The organism is Vibrio sp. R78045 (assembly GCF_042466085.1).
GTDB lineage: Bacteria > Pseudomonadota > Gammaproteobacteria > Enterobacterales > Vibrionaceae > Vibrio > Vibrio cyclitrophicus.
Genome location: NZ_JAXHBS010000008.1, coordinates 76,108 through 94,768 on the forward strand (window position 1 = coordinate 76,108; position 18,661 = coordinate 94,768).

The 18,661-nt window shown below is 45.1% G+C and carries 18 protein-coding genes; 7 read left to right on the forward strand and 11 right to left on the reverse strand.

The window, feature by feature from the left end; translation table 11 throughout:
• The first annotated feature begins 45 nt into the window (after positions 1 to 45).
• Positions 46 to 393, forward strand: coding sequence for a 5-carboxymethyl-2-hydroxymuconate Delta-isomerase (locus SJY39_RS02650; RefSeq protein ID WP_016793866.1), 348 nt, complete (start codon positions 46 to 48; stop codon positions 391 to 393).
• A gap of 85 nt (positions 394 to 478) precedes the next feature.
• Positions 479 to 901 carry a DUF805 domain-containing protein gene (locus SJY39_RS02655; RefSeq protein WP_010435371.1) on the forward strand — a complete coding sequence of 141 codons (423 nt, stop codon included), beginning with the start codon at positions 479 to 481 and terminating at the stop codon, positions 899 to 901.
• Positions 902 to 1,005: 104 nt separating this feature from the next.
• On the opposite strand, the gene SJY39_RS02660 is transcribed toward SJY39_RS02655, so the two are convergent.
• From SJY39_RS02660 to glpX, 3 genes are all read right to left on the reverse strand, one after another.
• Entirely contained in the window at positions 1,006 to 1,353 is a 348-nt protein-coding gene (locus SJY39_RS02660) for a DUF3135 domain-containing protein (RefSeq protein ID WP_010435369.1), read from the reverse strand.
• A 160-nt stretch (positions 1,354 to 1,513) separates the two neighbouring features.
• The gene (locus tag SJY39_RS02665; RefSeq protein WP_010435367.1) at positions 1,514 to 2,140 is read right to left on the reverse strand and encodes a metalloregulator ArsR/SmtB family transcription factor; all 627 of its coding nucleotides are present in this window, start codon (positions 2,138 to 2,140) and stop codon (positions 1,514 to 1,516) included.
• Positions 2,141 to 2,319: 179 nt separating this feature from the next.
• Positions 2,320 to 3,327 (reverse strand): class II fructose-bisphosphatase, encoded by a 1,008-nt coding sequence (gene glpX / locus SJY39_RS02670; protein WP_010435365.1) that lies wholly within the window; start codon positions 3,325 to 3,327, stop codon positions 2,320 to 2,322.
• A 324-nt stretch (positions 3,328 to 3,651) separates the two neighbouring features.
• Between glpX and zapB the strand changes: the two genes are divergently transcribed.
• The gene (gene zapB, locus SJY39_RS02675; protein WP_010435362.1) at positions 3,652 to 3,894 is read left to right on the forward strand and encodes a cell division protein ZapB; all 243 of its coding nucleotides are present in this window, start codon (positions 3,652 to 3,654) and stop codon (positions 3,892 to 3,894) included.
• Positions 3,895 to 4,000: 106 nt separating this feature from the next.
• Here zapB and rraA read toward each other — a convergent pair whose 3' ends face one another.
• From rraA to priA, 7 genes are all read right to left on the reverse strand, one after another.
• The gene (rraA, locus tag SJY39_RS02680) at positions 4,001 to 4,519 is read right to left on the reverse strand and encodes a ribonuclease E activity regulator RraA (protein WP_010435359.1); all 519 of its coding nucleotides are present in this window, start codon (positions 4,517 to 4,519) and stop codon (positions 4,001 to 4,003) included.
• Positions 4,520 to 4,592: 73 nt separating this feature from the next.
• Positions 4,593 to 5,510, reverse strand: coding sequence for a 1,4-dihydroxy-2-naphthoate polyprenyltransferase (locus SJY39_RS02685; protein WP_010435357.1), 918 nt, complete (start codon positions 5,508 to 5,510; stop codon positions 4,593 to 4,595).
• Between the two features lie 155 nt (positions 5,511 to 5,665).
• Positions 5,666 to 7,006 carry an HslU--HslV peptidase ATPase subunit gene (gene hslU, locus SJY39_RS02690; RefSeq protein ID WP_016767976.1) on the reverse strand — a complete coding sequence of 447 codons (1,341 nt, stop codon included), beginning with the start codon at positions 7,004 to 7,006 and terminating at the stop codon, positions 5,666 to 5,668.
• A 58-nt stretch (positions 7,007 to 7,064) separates the two neighbouring features.
• On the reverse strand, positions 7,065 to 7,613 hold the full coding sequence (hslV, locus tag SJY39_RS02695) for an ATP-dependent protease subunit HslV (RefSeq protein ID WP_004729692.1): 549 nt from the start codon (positions 7,611 to 7,613) through the stop codon (positions 7,065 to 7,067).
• Between the two features lie 206 nt (positions 7,614 to 7,819).
• A complete protein-coding gene (locus tag SJY39_RS02700; protein WP_010435351.1) occupies positions 7,820 to 8,359 on the reverse strand; it encodes an SPOR domain-containing protein in 540 nt (179 codons plus the stop codon).
• A 122-nt stretch (positions 8,360 to 8,481) separates the two neighbouring features.
• Positions 8,482 to 9,486, reverse strand: coding sequence for a DNA-binding transcriptional regulator CytR (gene cytR, locus SJY39_RS02705; RefSeq protein WP_010435348.1), 1,005 nt, complete (start codon positions 9,484 to 9,486; stop codon positions 8,482 to 8,484).
• A 240-nt stretch (positions 9,487 to 9,726) separates the two neighbouring features.
• Positions 9,727 to 11,928 (reverse strand): primosomal protein N', encoded by a 2,202-nt coding sequence (gene priA, locus SJY39_RS02710; RefSeq protein WP_016767977.1) that lies wholly within the window; start codon positions 11,926 to 11,928, stop codon positions 9,727 to 9,729.
• A gap of 330 nt (positions 11,929 to 12,258) precedes the next feature.
• On the opposite strand from priA, the gene rpmE reads away from it, so the two are divergent.
• On the forward strand, positions 12,259 to 12,477 hold the full coding sequence (rpmE, locus tag SJY39_RS02715) for a 50S ribosomal protein L31 (RefSeq protein ID WP_004737142.1): 219 nt from the start codon (positions 12,259 to 12,261) through the stop codon (positions 12,475 to 12,477).
• Between the two features lie 331 nt (positions 12,478 to 12,808).
• A complete protein-coding gene (locus SJY39_RS02720; protein ID WP_016790179.1) occupies positions 12,809 to 14,098 on the forward strand; it encodes a malic enzyme-like NAD(P)-binding protein in 1,290 nt (429 codons plus the stop codon).
• A 224-nt stretch (positions 14,099 to 14,322) separates the two neighbouring features.
• On the opposite strand, the gene metJ is transcribed toward SJY39_RS02720, so the two are convergent.
• A complete protein-coding gene (gene metJ / locus SJY39_RS02725; protein ID WP_010435330.1) occupies positions 14,323 to 14,643 on the reverse strand; it encodes a met regulon transcriptional regulator MetJ in 321 nt (106 codons plus the stop codon).
• Between the two features lie 208 nt (positions 14,644 to 14,851).
• On the opposite strand from metJ, the gene SJY39_RS02730 reads away from it, so the two are divergent.
• Entirely contained in the window at positions 14,852 to 16,033 is a 1,182-nt protein-coding gene (locus SJY39_RS02730; protein ID WP_010435327.1) for an O-succinylhomoserine (thiol)-lyase, read from the forward strand.
• A gap of 2 nt (positions 16,034 to 16,035) precedes the next feature.
• Entirely contained in the window at positions 16,036 to 18,447 is a 2,412-nt protein-coding gene (locus SJY39_RS02735) for a bifunctional aspartate kinase/homoserine dehydrogenase II (RefSeq protein ID WP_010435325.1), read from the forward strand.
• Positions 18,448 to 18,661: the final 214 nt, after the last annotated feature.

Here is an 18,661-nt window from a genome sequence, read left to right on the forward strand (position 1 = left end):
TGCTATTAAGGGACAAACGATTGCGTTAACAATAAGGAAGTAACAATGCCGAACCTAGTTCTAGAGTACTCAAATTCAGTGGATGAGCGTGTGAATATCCAAGGCTTACTGGAAGATCTCCATCAAGTCGCTCTCACATGTGGCTTGTTTGATGTGCCGTCAGTGAAGTCTCGTTCACTGCGTTGCCATAATTGGTTGGTCGGTGAGGAGGAAGATAGTGTAGACTTTATTCATATCAGCTTTGAGTTACTTTCGGGACGAACGGAAGAGCAAAAGCGAGAATTGTCACGATCGTTAATGCAGATCCTGCAAGAACAAGCGAGTCATGTAAGAAGCCTAACGGTCAACATACGAGATATGGATAAAAGTTGCTTTCAGAAAGTGATTAATTAGCTAAAAATAATCAACGATCTAAAAGTGATTAACCAACTATTTGCTGCTAACTTTTGGTAGCGTATTAATTTTTGAGTATTTTAAGATGTCGATGAAAGATTTACTGCTCTCTTTCAAAGGGAGAATTGGTCGTAAGACTTACTGGATTTGGAATGTTTTCTACTATGTAGCGATTACTGGTTTTGCTTCCGGTATTTCTGTTCTGTTCCCTGCATATTCCTATATCCTGCTACCAATCTTTCTACTGTTGCTGGTTATCCCAGATCTTGCAATTACCGCTAAACGCTGGCACGACCGCAATAAGTCGAACTACTGGTTGCTGTTGAACGTGCCACTGGTGCTTGGGCGTTTGGCTTCGCCAATGGTCGCAACGACAACAGAGTCGGTATCGCCAGTTCACATGGCAGCAACGGTTGCAGCATTAGTATGTGGTTTATGGATTTTGATTGAATGTGGATTGCTCAAGGGAACTGAAGGCCGTAATGATTACGGTGACGACCCAGTGTAAAGATTGAATGATTGAGAAATAAGAAGGGAGCATTGTGCTCCCTTTTTTTGTTTTTGGTCTCTAATATCTTGCTACTGATGCTTGGGCGTTTGAGTAACGATTTTTTAATACATTTTCGGTTCTGTGTTCGGCCTAAAAGGAACCACATTTTCAGATTCAGGCTCTTCAAAACTACAGCGGCCTTGAAGCGCATCTTGAAATTTACAGACCTGACAGCGTAGCTCTTGCATCAGTACAACATTAGCATGGTGTGGATTCTTGCAACGGCTGACCACTAAGTCGAGGTGACTTTGTTGGGCTCGAAGTCGATCTTGCATCACCTCAGAGGCAGAACAAATCATTTGTTCACACATATCATGTTTGAATTGATTAAATGCTTCAGGATCACTTTTCGCTAGTTGGACGAGTTCGTCAAAGGGGGGCAGTTTTTGATCCGACTGTGGATATGCCATGTTTCTTTCCTTAGCGTTAAGCATGTTTCATATGCTTTAAGCTTAAGAAATAAATTAGTACAAATTTTAATCAATTTGTATTTTCTCAATCTTGAGACAAGATCAATGACTTGGCGTCAGCCTGCTGGACTTGGACTTGGACTTGGTATTGATACAGAGGCTACGTTAAAAGTGCTGGTGTTAAAGTATAAGTACAGCGTCGCTCACCAGCGATAATGTGTTCAGTGCGGCTTACATGACACTCACCTTTGAGTAACTCAGTAAATACATTGAGCTCAGATTGACAGAGGCTTGGACAGCGAGTCGCTGCTTTACAGATAGGACAGTGATTTTCGATCAAGATATAGTTATCACCTTGTTCTTGAAGTTCTGCCATGTAGCCTTCTTCTTCGCGAAGTTGGGTGAGTTTTTCAAGTTTACTGATCAGATTATTACAGTCGGATAGAGCGGCTTGATATTGCTTAAGAGTGTGCTGTTCACGTTCAGCTGCAACTTTAGCTAAGCCTTCTTTGCCAAATAGGTTTTCGACAGCGTCAATCACCTGAATGGTGAGTTCACCGTGTCGGTCTGAGAATTGACTATGCCCTTGCTGAGTCAGAGACCAGTGGCGGGTAGGGCGTCCCACTTTTACTTTTACGTCATGAAACGCAAGAATACCGTCATCTTCCAAACTTTGCAGGTGCTGTCTTGCACCCATTGTCGTCATGCCAAATTCTTCTGACAATTGTTTCGCGGTTACCGCGCCTTGACGCTTAATGGTTTGTAAGATTTTGTCGCTCGTTTTCATACTATCCCTACCTCATGAACCTTACTATTATGGGGCAAGGTGTTTATAAAGCAAACCATTTACTATATTGATAACCATTTACTATATTGATTGTAAATGGTGCCATTCTCGTAGGACATAAAACAAAAGGCTGATACTTGGTATCAGCCTTCGAATGTTTTGTTTAACCGAGCTTAGGTTTACAGGATATGACCCACTACTTCTGGGTCTTTACGCTCTAGATAGTGGATAGACTTGATACGACGGATCGTACGGCAGCGACCACGGATAAGCAGTGTTTCTGTGGTTGCGATATTACCTTTGCGAGAAATACCTTCTAGTAAGTCACCCTTAGTGATACCTGTTGCTGAGAATACAACGTTGTCGCTGCGCGCCATGTCTTCCATTTTTAACACGATGCCCGCTGTTACGCCCATTTCAGCACAACGTTCTAGTTCAATTTCGCCGTGTTTACGGTTTTCTTCTGTGTCGCCTTTGACTTCATGACGAGGGAGAAGACGGCCGTGCATGTCGCCGTCTAGTGCGCGAATAACCGCAGCAGAAACCACACCTTCAGGTGCACCGCCGATGCAGTACATGACGTCTACTTCGCTATCTGGCATACACGTTAGGATTGAAGCAGCAACATCACCATCAGGCACTGCAAATACACGGACGCCCATTGCTTGCATGTCAGCGATGATTTGATCGTGACGAGGTTTAGCAAGCGTGGTTACTACTAGAGTATCGAGTGTTTTACCTAATGCTTTAGCGATGTTTTCGAGGTTCTCGGTCAATGGAAGCTCTAGGTCAATCACGCCTTTAGCGCCAGGGCCTACTACCAATTTTTCCATGTACATATCAGGCGCTTTAAGGAAGCTGCCTTTTTCGCCTGCAGCAAGTACTGCCAATGCATTTGATTGACCCATTGCTGTCATGCGTGTCCCTTCAATTGGGTCAACTGCGATGTCGACAGCGTCGCCGCCTACACCTACGTTTTCGCCGATGTATAGCATGGGTGCATCATCGATTTCACCTTCGCCGATAACAATCTCACCGCTAATTTCGGTTTTGTTTAATAGGCTACGCATTACTTCTACAGCAGCGCCATCTGCAGCGTTTTTATCGCCACGGCCAAGCCACTTGTAACCAGCTAGTGCTGCACCTTCTGTGACACGAGAGAATGACATTGCTAAATCGCGTTTCATGCGGACTCCAAAATTTTCAAAGGGGGAATAGAAATTTCGCGGCGAATTTTACCATATCCAAAAGGAAACGTTTGCCTTTTTGTTTTTTGGGGATTGCTCTTGATCAATTTGCGGTCGAAAACCGGTAATATTCATCAAAATAATCAGTCTGTTGTTGCGTTGGTAATAGTTCACGTCAATATTCGGTAAAAAGCGCTGTTTTTTTCATCGAATGACGCAAAATATCGAATATATTGAGTGTTTATCCTTGCTCTGCTGAGTAGAATGGGGAAATAAGTGGAGTGAACCTTCACCATCAAACGAATAACTTAAAGGTAGGCCAGAATGTCTTTTGAAGTACTAGAGCAGCTAGAAGCAAAAATTCAAACAGCAGTAGATACAATTGCACTTCTTCAAATGGAAGTGGAAGAGCTTAAAGAAGAGAAACAAGCACTAGCAACTGAAGCTAGTGAGCTTAAAGCAAGTCGTCATGAGCTAGAGCAAAAAACTCAGCAAATGCAGGAAGAGCATTCTGCATGGCAAGATCGTATCCGTAACCTTCTTGGTAAAATGGATGACGTAGAGTAATTGACTCTTCGGATTTAAAAAAACGCCCGCTACTGATTAGCGGGCGTTTTTGTTTGTGTTCTAATGCTTCGTACTCTTATGCTTTGTTTTATTATTCAAAGCTGAGTTACTCGACCTCTTCTTCTTCAACATCCAGATCAAGTTCTACATCCAGAGGCTCTGCAGAAAGGATGATGCCGGTGTTGTCTGCGTAGAGGTAATCTTCCGGTAAGAAGGTCACGCTACCAAAGTTAACCGGTACATCAATCTCACCTACTCCACCTTGGCTTGCGCCGACAGGTATAGAGGCTAGGGCTTGAATACCTAGGTTCATATCTTCAAGCTCATCGACTTCACGCACACAGCCGTAAACCACAATACCTTCCCACTCATTGTCTTCGGCAAGTAGGGCTATCTCCGCATCGATCAGCGCTTTACGTAGTGAGCCGCCACCATCGATTAACAACACTCGTCCCAAGCCATCTTGCTCTAATACGGAGCGAATCAAAGCGTTGTCTTCAAAACACTTTAATGTCGTGATCTGTCCGGCGAAGGATGCTCGTCCACCGAAGTTGCTGAACATTGGCTCCACGACATCCACTTGATCCAGATATATGTCGCACAGTGCTGAAGTGTTGTATTCCATTTGCGTACCTTTTGAACAATGAGCTTAGTTTGAGTATATCGGTGCTTGATCCCTTTGCAATGATTAGTCTCAATTAACTCAGTAGAGTTTGAGCTACGACAACCCCTGCAAACAATAGGTTAGTGACCAGTGAGCATTTCACAATGACAGGCATCATCGGCGCTATTTGTGCTGGCTTCTCTGTTTCCCACACGGCCTTGCCATGCTTATAGACAATAATAATGCTGAGTAAAAACGGTAGACTGATCCAGACTGGTTTTTCTTGAATGAGTAGGTACAGAGCGAAAGACGCGAGAGCCAATCCAAGAAGTGCAAAGTGGTATTGCTTAGCTTTGCGTTGTCCTAGACGAACGGCCATGGTGCGTTTCCCGCATTCACTGTCGTTTTCGATATCACGCATGTTATTGATATTGAGTACCGCAACCGCCATCAGTCCGCAGCCTAACGCTGGAAGAAATAGACTTGGTTCAACATGACCAGTGTGTAAGAAGTAAGTACCAGAAACACCTAACAAACCAAAGAAGATAAAGACAGATAAGTCCCCTAGGCCAATATATCCATAGGGTTTGTTGCCTACGGTATATGCGATAGCCGCGACAATCGCTAATACGCCGAGTGCGATGAAAGACAGAATGCTTTCAATTGATGTCAGCGCATGGAAAATCAGAATGAGCCCTGCGATAACGGTAAACACGATATTGAGGATGATCGCTTGCTTCATGGTTGTTGCCGTCACCGCGCCAGATTGCATTGCGCGTGTTGGTCCTAGACGATTTTCGTTGTCGGTGCCTTTAGCCGCATCGCCATAGTCATTCGCTAGGTTCGATAAAATTTGTAAGAGTGTGGCGGTTAAAAAAGCCAGTAGTGCTATCGATAAAGAAAAGTGATCGCTGGAGAACGCTAAACTACTTCCTGTAAGAATAGAGACGAGTGCGAGAGGCAGAGTTTTCGGTCGTGCGGCATCAAGCCAAATCAGTAGAGATTGTTTCATCGTAGGTCTATTTCTTTGTAAGTCTTCGTTTCAAACTGTGATTTGAGTATACGCCCATTCTTCAAGTAATAAAAAGCCCACTCGAAAGTGGGCCTTGAATTCGCTTATTAGCTGCTATTTCTTTGAGATAGAGCAATAAGTTGGAGTTTCGTGTGCTACAGGATGAAGCGGCTTAGGTCTTCGTCTTCAACGAATTCACCGAGCTTCGACGTTACGTAAGCTTCATCAATGACGAGTTTGCTGCCGGCTTTTTCTGTTGCGTCGAATGAAATCTCATCCATTAGGCGTTCCATAACAGTATGTAGGCGACGCGCACCGATATTCTCCGTGGTTTCGTTAACACGCCATGCCGCGTCAGCAATCTGATTAATGCCATCTTCAGTGAACTCAATGCTCACATCTTCTGTTTTCATCAGGGCAATGTATTGCTCTGTTAAAGATGCTTTTGGCTCAGTAAGAATTCGTTTGAAGTCATGTGCAGAAAGCGCTTCAAGTTCTACACGGATTGGTAGACGACCTTGCAGCTCAGGGATCAGGTCAGATGGCTTAGCCACTTGGAATGCGCCTGATGTGATAAACAAGATGTGATCAGTTTTAACCATGCCGTGTTTCGTTGATACTGTGCTGCCTTCGATAAGAGGCAGTAGGTCACGTTGAACACCTTCGCGAGATACGTCTGGGCCTGAGCTGTCACCACGTTTACAGATTTTGTCGATCTCATCGATGAACACGATACCGTTGTTTTCAGCGTTGAAGATCGCGTTCTCTTTTAGCTCTTCCTGGTTCACAAGCTTCGCAGCTTCTTCTTCTGTCAGTGCTTTGAATGCGTCTTTGATTTTCATCTTACGCTTTTTTTTGGTGTCGCCAGCGAGATTTTGGAACATGCCTTGTAGCTGGTTAGTCATCTCTTCCATACCTGGAGGTGACATGATTTCAACACCCATTTGCGGTGCCGCTACATCAACTTCGATCTCTTTGTCGTCTAGCTTACCTTCGCGCAGTTTTTTACGGAAAATCTGACGAGTGTTTGAAGAGGTTGTGTCTTCAGTTGATTGCTCATTCTGACCCCAAGCATCACGAGCTGGTGGTAGAAGGGCATCAAGAATGCGTTCTTCAGCTTGTTCTTCAGCGCGGTATTGTACTTTTTCCATCGCTTGTTGGTGCGTCATCTTGATCGCAACGTCCGTTAGATCACGGATGATGGTTTCAACTTCTTTACCAACGTAACCCACTTCGGTGAACTTAGTCGCTTCTACCTTGATGAAAGGCGCGTTTGCTAATTTCGCTAGGCGGCGAGCGATTTCAGTTTTACCTACACCCGTTGGGCCAATCATTAGGATGTTCTTTGGTGATACTTCAACACGCAGGCTTTCTTCAAGCTGCATACGACGCCAGCGGTTACGCAGGGCAATAGCAACTGAACGCTTAGCGTTGTCTTGGCCGATAATGTGGCGATTGAGTTCGTGAACAATTTCGCGAGGAGTCATCTCAGACATGGTTTTTCCTTAATTCTTTAATCACTGTTGAATACAACGTTATTGATGGAAGCGGTCGTTACTCTGGCTTTGGCAGCTCAACGGTGCTTTCTAGTTCTTCAATAGTGTGGTGATGGTTGGTGAAGACACAGATATCGCCGGCAATGTTCAGCGACTTTTCTGCGATTTCACGCGCATCTAAATCAGTATTTTCTAATAGTGCAGTAGCTGCTGCTTGAGCGAAGTTACCGCCCGAACCGATCGCAATCAGATCATTCTCAGGTTGAACTACGTCACCGTTACCAGTGATGATCAGTGAAGCGGTCTCATCCGCTACTGCAAGCAATGCTTCTAACTTACGTAGAGCACGGTCGCTACGCCAATCCTTCGCTAGCTCAACGGCAGCTTTGGTCAGGTGGCCTTGGTGCATTTGTAGCTTGCTTTCAAATTTTTCGAATAGCGTGAAAGCATCAGCGGTACCGCCAGCAAAACCTGCCAGTACTTTGTTGTTGTATAGGCGACGTACTTTACGGGCATTGCCCTTCATTACAGTATTGCCTAGAGATACTTGTCCATCACCCGCGATGACGACTTTATTATTACGACGTACAGATACAATGGTAGTCACGAGTAGGGCCTCTTAATATTTCTTATCTTTGGGTATAAAAAGTATATGAGGATGGCACTCGGATAATTCAAGGAACCACGAGTGATGTCGTGTAACTTATCGACGGAAGTTGTAAGGAAAGTTGGAGAAAGGGAGCGAATAAAAGAAAACCTCCACAATGGGAGGCCTTCAGTGTTTGGTTTTTTCTGCTTCTGCTAAATCTGTAACTACTCGGTATCTTTCCAAATAGCACAAGGTTCTATTTTCGCTCGTTGCAGCTTATGGCGATCTCGCTCAGCGTCGCGCTTCAACTTGTATGGTCCAAGAACCACACGATACCAACTGCTGCCATCTTTCTTGCGGATTTCGCTTGAGATACCTTGGAAGGCAATATCTAACTTACGAGCTTCAGCTTGTGACGAGGTTTTGTAAGCACCACACTGCATCACGTAAGGGATTTTTGAGATCTGTTGCTCTTTTGCTTTGACTTCAATTTCGCGGCTTGGCAGCGTTTCGACATAATCCCATTTCTCTTCAGGAGGTGGTGGAATCATTTTCGCAGGTTTTGGCTTAGGTTTTGGTTTGGTTACCACAGGAGCGGGAGTTGGCGGCTCAGGATCATTACTCAGTAAGTAAAGTCCATAACCAAAACCACCGGCAAGGAGGATCGCCAAAAGACCACTGCGCCAAGGCTTACGGCGAGGGGCTTGTTTTTTAGTCGTTTTTTTTGTGCCACGACCGCGCTTTACATAATCTCTATTAGCCACAAGACAATTCAATAGTTGATGATTCTGCTCTCATGGTAATCCAGATTGCGCGAGGATAATAGTGCAGAAATGGAAGCGGCACGTCAAAATGTACCGCCACTTTGTATAGGTATTTTGTGCTATTAAATTCGCGGTGGTGCAGTACTGCCTCGAACCACGAGTTTAGCTTCAAGCAGACGTGAACCAGCTTGAACATCGTTACCTTTAAGGAGATCAAGCATCATTAGCATGGCTTGACGTCCAATCTCGTAACGAGGCTGAGAAATTGTTGTCAGTGGTGGATCGCAGTATTGAGCGAATTGGATGTCATCAAAGCCAACAATTGATAAATCTTGAGGGACGCGTAAACCTAGCTTCTTCGCTTCTTGAATCGCACCAATCGCCATTGCATCGTTATGACAGAAAATAGCAGTAGGTTGCTCGGGCAGAGCTAGAAGTTGACGAACCGCTTGAGCACCAGCTTCAAAGGTAAAGTCACCGACCGTGCTATAAGCTGGGTTCATTGATACACCCGCACGGCGCAATGCTTGTTGGTAGCCTTGTTGGCGGAATTTACACAGTGTCGCTGATATTGGGCCAGATATTTGAGCGATACGCTTATGACCTAATTGGGCTAGGTAGTTAACCGCTTCAAATGCAGAGGTTAAGTTATCGATGTGTACTGTCGGTAATTCGAGCTCAGGGGCGAATTCACATGCCATCACCATCGGCGGTAAATTCTTTTGTTCAGGCTTGCTGACATCAAACGGATGGTCAGTGCCAAGCAGCAGCATACCGTCAGCTTGCTTGGTGAAAACCAAGTTAACAAAAGAAGACTCGCGCTTCTTTTGCTGGCCGCTATCACCCAGTAGAACAAGGTAATCATTTTCTACTGCGGCGTCTTCGATACCACGAATGATTTCAGCAAAATAAGGGTCACAGATATCAGGAACGATAGTGATGATGGTTTTTGATTCGTTGCGACGTAAGTTTCTAGCTAATGTGTTGGGTGAGTATCCAGCTTCTAGCACTGCCGCTTCGACTCGCTTACGAGTAGAAACAGAGACTTTTTCAGGGTTCATCAATGCACGTGATACCGTTGCTGTTGAGACGCCTGCTAGCTGGGCAACATCCTTCATTGTCGCCATAAATTAAACCCTCTTGTAAGTTCCTTTGCTGCCTAAGTATCTAAGGCATGAATAATAAATTTAATCGAATAGATATTGTGAAAGTGTTGCTAACACTTTTTTTATTGCAATATTTTATTCGTTTAATCTGTGTAAAGTTACGGCTAGATTAACAAAAATCACATGACTAGTGTGAAGTTGCTCACGAGAAATATGAAAGATTTGTGAACAAACTTATCATTAGTTTTAACCCGATGGGATTTAGCTCAAATCTTGAGGCTCTATATCGAGTGACCAGCGGACTTTTTTTGCAGCGGGTAACATATTGATTGCCGGTTTCGCGCTCATTAATAGCTTCTGCATTAATGAACGCGTCTGAGTTTGTAAGATTAACTGCCAGCGCGACTTGCCCGCTCGTTTTGCTAACGGGGCAGGGGTTGGCCCTAACACCATACAATATTGGTCAAACAGCGGATGCGATTCTAATGTATGACGCACTTGACGTAGAAACTCTTCCACTAAGCGCGTGTCGTTAGCTTCCGCTCGGAATAACGTCATAAAGGTATATGGCGGTAACATCGCCTGTTTGCGTTCGGCTAAGGCAGTCTGAGCGAAGTGGTTATAGTCTTTATGTAATAGTGCTTGCAGTAATCCGTGTTCAGGGTGGTGAGTTTGTAAGATGACTTCACCCGGTTTACTTGCACGACCGGCGCGTCCCGCTACTTGAATGAATAACTGAGCAAGGCGTTCTGAAGCTCTAAAGTCACTACTATATAAAGAGCCATCAACATCCAATAACGCAACAAGTGTGACATCTGGGAAGTGATGCCCTTTAGCAAGCATCTGTGTACCAATCAGAATTTGGTATTCACCTTTGCGAATCGACTCTAATGCATTTTCTAGGCTGCCTTTACGGCGAGTACTATCGCGATCAATGCGAATGGTTTTGTATTCAGGGAATAGTTGGCCAAGTTGAGCTTCTAGTTGCTCGGTACCGACACCCACGGTTACTAAGTTCGCTGAACCACAGCCTTGGCAATTATGTACGATATGCTGTTGTGAACCACAATGGTGGCAGCGCATCTCATTACTGTATTGGTGATAGGTGTAGTAAGCGTCACAGCGTTTACATTCTGCAGTCCAACCACAATCGTGACACATAAGTGCTGGAGAAAACCCACGGCGGTTGAGGAACAACATCACTTGGTTACCCGCCTTGAGATGCCTTTGCATTTCTGCAATCAACGACGCAGATAAGCCGCTTTCTAGGTATTCCCCCTTAACATCCAATACTTTATTGGTGGTCGGCAGAGCGACCCCCGCGCGTGAGGTGAGAGTGAGGTAGCTGTATTTACCGATCTGAGCATTGTGCAGTGTCTCAAAGGCCGGAGTAGCTGAACCAAGAACAACCGGAATCTGTGCTTTGTGAGCACGCATGATCGCCACATCACGAGCGTGGTAGCGGAGGCTGTCTTGCTGTTTATATGAAGCATCATGTTCTTCATCGACAATAATGATGCCCAGATCGGCAAAAGGCGTGAATAGAGCCGAGCGTGTACCAATCACGATACCCGCAATTTTATCACGCGCCGATAACCAAGCATTCAATCGCTCAGAATCGTTTAACCCTGAATGGATGACCTCAACGGGTACATTAAAGCGTCGTTTAAAGCGGTTAATCGTTTGAGGTGTCAGGCCTATTTCAGGAACCAAGACTAACGCTTGTTTACCTTGGTCTAGAATCGGCTTGATCATATTAAGGTAGACTTCAGTTTTACCTGAGCCCGTGACACCTTCTAATAAGAAGCAACCAAAGTCGGTTTGGCTATTTACCGTTGCTATCGCGATAGCTTGCTCTTCGTTGAGCTTAGGTTTGTCTTGGTCGTTTTCGAGGTCAGTTGGCCACGGTTGGCGTTTCGGTTTTTTCTCAGCAGATTCAATCCAACCTTTTTCTTCGAGTGTCTTGAGTACAGCACTACCGACTTCTTCATCGATGAACTCTTGATGAGGAACGGGACCGTGCTCAAGCATGTGCATCACTTTGGCTTGCTTGACTGCACGACCAAAGCCTTGCATCAGCTGATCTCTACCTGATGGGGTCAGTTGCCACTCGACAAGTGTTGCGAAGTCGGCCGCTTTTCCTTTTCGTAAAGCGCTTGGCAGAGCGTTAGCCAAAGTTTCACCCAATGGATACTGATAAAACTGGCTACACCACATTAAGAGTGAGTAGACTGATTCTGGCCAAACGGGTTGGTTATCTAATAAAGCTTTGATTGGCTTGAGCTTGTCTAGCTCGAATTCTGATTCGTTAACCAGAGCCGTGACTATGCCAGTTAAGGTTTGTCGTCCGAATGGCACAGACACTCGACCGCCAATGATAGGAAATAGGTGGTTGGGAATCTTGTAATCGAACTGCTTGTCGAGTGGAACAGGCAGTGCCACACGGGCAATCATTGGACGCATAAAGGGACGGCTTTATCTGAGTTGACGAGAGCGAACAGTCTAAAGGATAAGCCAGTTAAATTCGAGAAGCAGTTTGGATGAGAAGGCTGAGTTAGCGTATGAAGCCAACTAGCACGTCTAAATCCCACTCGATGTAGAAAATAAAGATACGATTGGTGAAAAATGTATCAAATTAGTTGATCCTATCTCACAGATTCATTATTATACTGCGCCTTAAAGGTATGGCTTTATCTCTATTTAGTGATACAGCGGTGTCTTTATTTATTTTTTAACTACGTGTGGTGTGCGGCTTAGAATCGTATAGCGACACGGCCTACTTGAGGTTATCCCATGAAAGCTGGAATCCACCCAGAATACAAAGCAGTTACTGCAACTTGTTCTTGCGGCAACACATTTGAGTTCAACTCAACGCTTGCAAAAGAATCTATCCACCTAGACGTATGTGACAAATGTCACCCATTCTACACTGGTAAGCAACGTATCGTAGATACGGGCGGCCGTGTTGATCGCTTCAACAAGCGTTTCGGTGCTCTTTCTAGCAAGAAGTAATTCTCGCTATTTAGAAACAAAAAGGACACTTCGGTGTCCTTTTTTGTTTTCTGGCGTTTGATAAACAGATCAATATTATTCCGTTCTTAACCTATTCTTATACTCTTTCGCCAACTAAGCTTAACTCTCATCGTTCCGCCTGAATCATGCATGATTGAAATCTACTCGAAAGTGCAACAAGCGACAGTAAATTCAACTGCTCACTGGTCTTATTAGTAGTGAAATCTCGTTTTTTAATGAGACAGAGGCTTCAACCATCTAGGAACTTTGAAGTACATCCATTAACATGAACAAGATCCCCCAAATAATAATATCCTAGGAACCTACACCTATGTCTGAAGACAGCAGCCAAGCTCAATCCTCTCAAGAATTATCGCCTCAAGAACAATTCCGTCAGCAAGCTCTTGATTACCATGAGTTCCCAATTCCTGGCAAAATTGCCGTAGAACTGACGAAGCCTGCAAACTCTGCAGAAGACCTAGCACTTGCATACAGTCCTGGTGTGGCTGAGCCAGTCCGAGAGATCGCACAGAACGTCGATAACGTTTACAAGTACACAGGTAAAGGCAACATGGTTGCAGTTATCTCTAACGGTACCGCGATTCTTGGCTTAGGTAACCTTGGCCCTATTGCTTCTAAACCTGTTATGGAAGGTAAAGCGTTACTGTTTAAGCGTTTTGCTGGTTTAGATTCTATCGATATTGAAGTAAAACACCGCACAATCGATGAGTTCGTTGATACGGTTGCGAATATCGCAGATACATTCGGCGGTATTAACCTAGAAGACATCAAAGCACCAGACTGTTTTGAAATTGAACGTCGCCTGATTGAGCGTTGTGATGTACCTGTATTCCACGATGACCAACATGGTACTGCGATTGTAACTGCCGCGGGTATGCTGAACGCAATCGAGCTTCAAGGTAAAAAACTCGAAGAGTGTAAGATCGTTTGCTTAGGCGCTGGAGCAGCCGCAGTTGCTTGTATGGAATTACTGATTAAGTGTGGCGCTCAGCGTGAGAAGATCTACATGCTTGATCGTAAAGGTGTGATCCACACTCGTCGTGATGATCTGAATGAGTACAAAGCACTGTTTGCAAACAACACCGACAAGCGTACGCTTGAAGATGTTATTGAAGGTGCTGATCTTTTCTTGGGCGTATCGGGCCCTAATTTGCTACCAGCAGAAGCACTAACGCTAATGGCTGATAAGCCAGTTGTGTTTGCATGTTCAAACCCTGATCCAGAGATCAAGCCACAGCTTGCTCACGAAGTTCGTTCTGATCTAATTATGGGTACAGGCCGCAGTGATTACCCTAACCAGGTAAACAACGTACTTTGTTTCCCATTCATTTTCCGTGGTGCACTAGACGTACGTGCGAGCGAAATCAATGACGAAATGAAGCTAGCGGCGGTTAAAGCTATTCGTGAACTAGCGAAAGAAGAAGTTCCAGCTGAAGTACTAGCAGCTGCAGGTGAGACTGCACTGAAGTTCGGTAAGGGTTACATCATTCCTAAGCCAATGGACCCACGTCTACTTCCTCGTGTAGCAAAAGCGGTAGCCGTAGCGGCAGTTGAATCTGGCGTAGCTCGTATTGAGATGCCTGCTAACTATATGGCATAAAAGCATATGGCATAAAAGCGTATGGCATAGATACTGGATGGCGTAATCGCTTGTTATAGCGGTTGCTCGATTGAGCAAAAAAGAATAATAAAAAACCGACTCATCAGGAGTCGGTTTTTTTATGTCTATCATTTACAGCACACGCCTAGATAAGATAGTGGCTGATGTGACAAATAGGGTTCAGCTATAGCGGATCAATACTGAAGGCAGCGACTGAGTTATTGTTATTCTTCGTCAAATGCTTCGAACTCGATACCCATTGCTGTCATCAGTTCTTTCACTTCAGCAGGAATATCATCTGGGCGATCTTTACGAAGGTCTTCATCCGTTGGCAGTGGCTGGCCTGTGTACGCATGTAGAAAGGCTTCGCACAGTAGCTCACTGTTTGTTGCATGGCGTAGGTTGTTAATCTGGCGGCGAGTACGCTCGTCAGTGAGAACCTTTAACACTTTTAGAGGGATAGAAACTGTAATTTTCTTTACTTGTTCGCTTTTCTTTCCATGCTCAGCATATGGGCTTATGTATTCACCATTCCAGTCGGCCATTGCGTACCTTCATCACTTTAGTTGTTAGAATAAATTAATAGTGGTGATTTTAGCGGGATTTACTGCCATAAGCAAAGACATATAGACGTCTAGAAGTGTTGACGTCTCGCGTTTATGAAAGTAAAGTGAATAACATATATCTAACACAGCCGCAAAAACCCCACAAGCTGCTGTGATACCCAGACGCCAAACTTGTAAGGAAGCACCTATGAGCAGCCGGAAGCCAGCAACCATCGCCGTACGTACTGGCATCGAGTCAGACACTCAACATCATGCCGTAGTTCCACCTATTTATCTGTCGACTAACTACGGTTTTCCCGCTTTTGGTGAAGTGCCAAAGTACGATTACACCCGTTCTGGTAACCCAAACCGTGGTTTATTAGAAACTGCTCTGTTTGAACTGGAGTCTGGTAAAGGTGCCGTTGTGACTAACTGTGGCACGTCGGCGCTTAACTTATGGGTGTCTACTTTCTTAGGTGGTGATGATCTTATTGTCGCACCACACGATTGTTATGGTGGTACTTACCGTCTATTTAACACGCGTTCGCTTAAAGGCGATTTTAAAGTGCTGTTTGTTGATCAATCGGATCAAGCTGCGCTAGATGCGGCGATCGCACTTAAGCCTAAGCTGATCTTATTAGAGACTCCATCGAACCCACTGGTTCGCGTTGTTGATATTGCTGAAACTTGCCGTAAAGCAAAAGAAGTGGGTGCATTGGTTGCTGTTGATAATACGTTTTTGACGCCTGTGTTCCAAAAGCCGTTAGAGCTAGGTGCCGATTTTGTTATCCACTCAACAACGAAATTCATTAATGGTCACTCAGACGTGATTGGTGGTGTGGTCGTTACCAAGACGGAAGAGCACGCTGAAGAGTTAGCTTGGTGGGGCAACTGCATCGGTGCGACCGGCACACCGTTTGATAGCTACATGACGCTACGTGGTATTCGTACGCTTGGGGCTCGTATGCGTGTTCATGAAGAGAGCTCGCGTGAAATCTTAACTTCGCTACAGCAGCAAGATCTTGTTGGCACTATTTATCACCCAAGTTTATCTGACCACCCAGGTCATGATATTGCGAAGAAACAGCAGTCTGGCTTTGGTTCAATGCTGAGCTTTGAATTTTCAGGCTCATTTGAGGCGCTTAAATACTTTGTTGGCGAGTTAGCGCTGTTCTCTTTAGCTGAGTCTTTGGGCGGTGTTGAAAGCTTGATTTGTCACCCTGCGTCGATGACTCACCGTGCAATGGGTGAAGAAGCCTTGGCAGAAGCGGGGATCTCTCAGCAACTATTACGCCTTTCGGTTGGTTTAGAAGACGCTGAAGATTTGATTGACGATCTCAAGCAAGCCTTTGAAAAGACAAAACGCTTTATCGCTGAAGGGGAGGGTTAATAATGACAACCTTTCGCCAGCTACATAAATTTGGTGGTAGCAGCTTAGCGAACCCTGAATGTTACCAACGCGTTGTGAACATTCTTAGAGAATATTCATCAGCAACCGATTTGGTTGTGGTATCTGCCGCAGGTAAAACAACCAACCGCTTGATAGAGTTTGTTGAAGCTCTCGATAAAGATGGTCGTATTGCCCATGAGTGCCTACAAACTCTTCGTCAGTTCCAACTAGAGCTGATTGAAGTGCTTCTTGAAGGTGAGCTCGCAGTGCAACTAACGGCAACCATCCAACAAGAATTCACCGCTTTAGGAGAGTTAACTGCTCCTCTAAGTGAAGTGCAAAAAGCGCAAGTGCTTGGTCATGGCGAAGTTTGGTCTTCACGCTTGTTGGCGGCTTTGTTGTGCCAAAATGATTTACAAGCCGTCGCTCAAGATGCGCGTGCTTTTTTACGAGCAGAAGTGGGCGCTCAACCTGAAGTTGATCGCGCACGTTCTTACCCTCTGATTAAAGAAGTTTTGGCTCAGCATACGCATTGCCGTGTAGTGATTACTGGCTTTATGGCTCAGAACTGCGAGGGCGAAACAGTGCTGCTCGGCCGCAACGGTTCGGATTACTCGGCGACAGTGATTGGTGCTTTGGCAGAAGTTGAACGCGTAACGATTTGGAGTGACGTGGCTGGTGTATACAGCGCTGATCCTCGTTTAGTTTCAGATGCGTGTTTGTTACCTTTACTTCGCCTTGATGAAGCGAGTGAACTGGCTCGTCTAGCGGCTCCTGTGCTTCATAGCCGAACGCTACAACCTGTGGCTCAAAGTGCTATGGATCTGAGCTTACGCTGCAGTTACCAGCCAGAGGCGGGCTCTACACAGATAGAGCGAGTACTGGCTTCAGGTCGCGGTGCAAAAATTATTACCTCTTTAGATGAAGTTCTTATCGTGCAACTGACGTTTGGTCACGGACATGATTTCGACCGTCTAGAAAGTGAAGTGTTGGAAGGTCTTAAGCGTGCTCAACTAGAGCCACTTGCTTATGAACTTGAACCGGATCAACATTGCTTGCGTCTTGCTTACACAGAAGAGATCGCTGGTGGTGCTCTGGAATACCTACAAGACCATGCGATTGAAGCTGAAATCAAACTAAAGGAAGGTTTCTCTCTGATTGCTGCAGTGGGTGCGGGTGTGACTAAAAACCCGAACCATTGCTACGGCTTCTACCAGCAACTAAAGAGCTCACCGGTTGAATTTATCTCAGAAGCGAATTCAGGCTTAAGCTTGGTCGCAGTGATTCGTAAGAGTGAAACCTCAAGCTTAGTGAAAGGCATTCATTCTCAATTGTTTCAAGCACAGAAGCGTGTGGCGATTGCCTTATGTGGTAAGGGCAACATTGGTTCAAGTTGGTTAAGCCTGTTTGCTGAGCAAAAGGCTGAACTTGAAAAGCGTCGTGGAATGAACTTTGAGTTGGTTGCGGTGGTTGATAGCCAAACCTATTGGTTTGACGATCAAGGCATTGATGCGACGTCTGTTAGTAAGCGTTTTGATGATGAAGCGATTGCTAATAATGGTAACGATTGGTTAGAGCGCTTAGGTTCGATTCAGGGTTACGATGAAGCGGTGGTTCTTGATGTTACAGCGAGCCCAGTGCTTGCAGCAAAATATCTGCAAATCGCACAACAAGGCATTCATTTGATCTCGGCCAACAAGGTTGCAGGCTCTGCATCAAGTGAGTATTACCATCAGGTGCAAGATGCGTTTGCTAAGATCAGCCGTCACTGGTTATACAACGCGACCGTTGGTGCAGGTTTGCCGATTAACCACACGGTACGCGACCTGCGTGAGAGTGGCGATGACATCATTGCGTTGTCTGGCATTTTCTCAGGCACGTTGTCTTGGTTGTTCCAACAGTTTGATGGCACAGTACCGTTCAGTGAGTTGGTCGACTTAGCATGGCAACAAGGCCTTACTGAACCAGACCCACGTGCTGACTTAGATGGTTCAGACGTAATGCGTAAGTTGGTGATTCTAGCGCGTGAATCTGGTTTAGAGATCGAGCCTGAAAACGTAAAAGTCGAATCGCTAGTACCTGAAGCGCTGCAAGATTTATCAGTGGATGATTTCTTTGATAAGGCTTCTGTGTTGAGTGAAGAACTGGCCGAGCGTTTAGAAAAAGCGCACTCTCAGCAGAAGGTTTTACGTTACGTAGCGCGTTTAGAGAAGAACGGCAAGGCAACGGTCGGTGTGGAGGCGTTGTCGAAAGAGCATGCGCTGGCTAACTTACTGCCTTGCGATAACATCTTTGCGATTGAGAGCAAATGGTACAAAGATAATCCATTGGTTATTCGTGGCCCAGGAGCGGGGCGTGAAGTGACGGCAGGTGCAATTCAATCTGATCTAAACAGAATGTCTAGCCTGTTTTAAATTCTAAATAGCATACTATTCACTAAGATAAATAAGGCTGGAAGCACGATGTGTTTTTCAGCCTTTTTTTACATTATTTCTTCTTGGCAACTCACCTATCGACTTGAGTTTTTCTCACGATCTACTTGAGAAAAATTCATAATGGATCTGTTGACATTAAATCGTATTCAATACATTCTACAGACATATAGACGTCTAAACGTCGTTTAAGGAT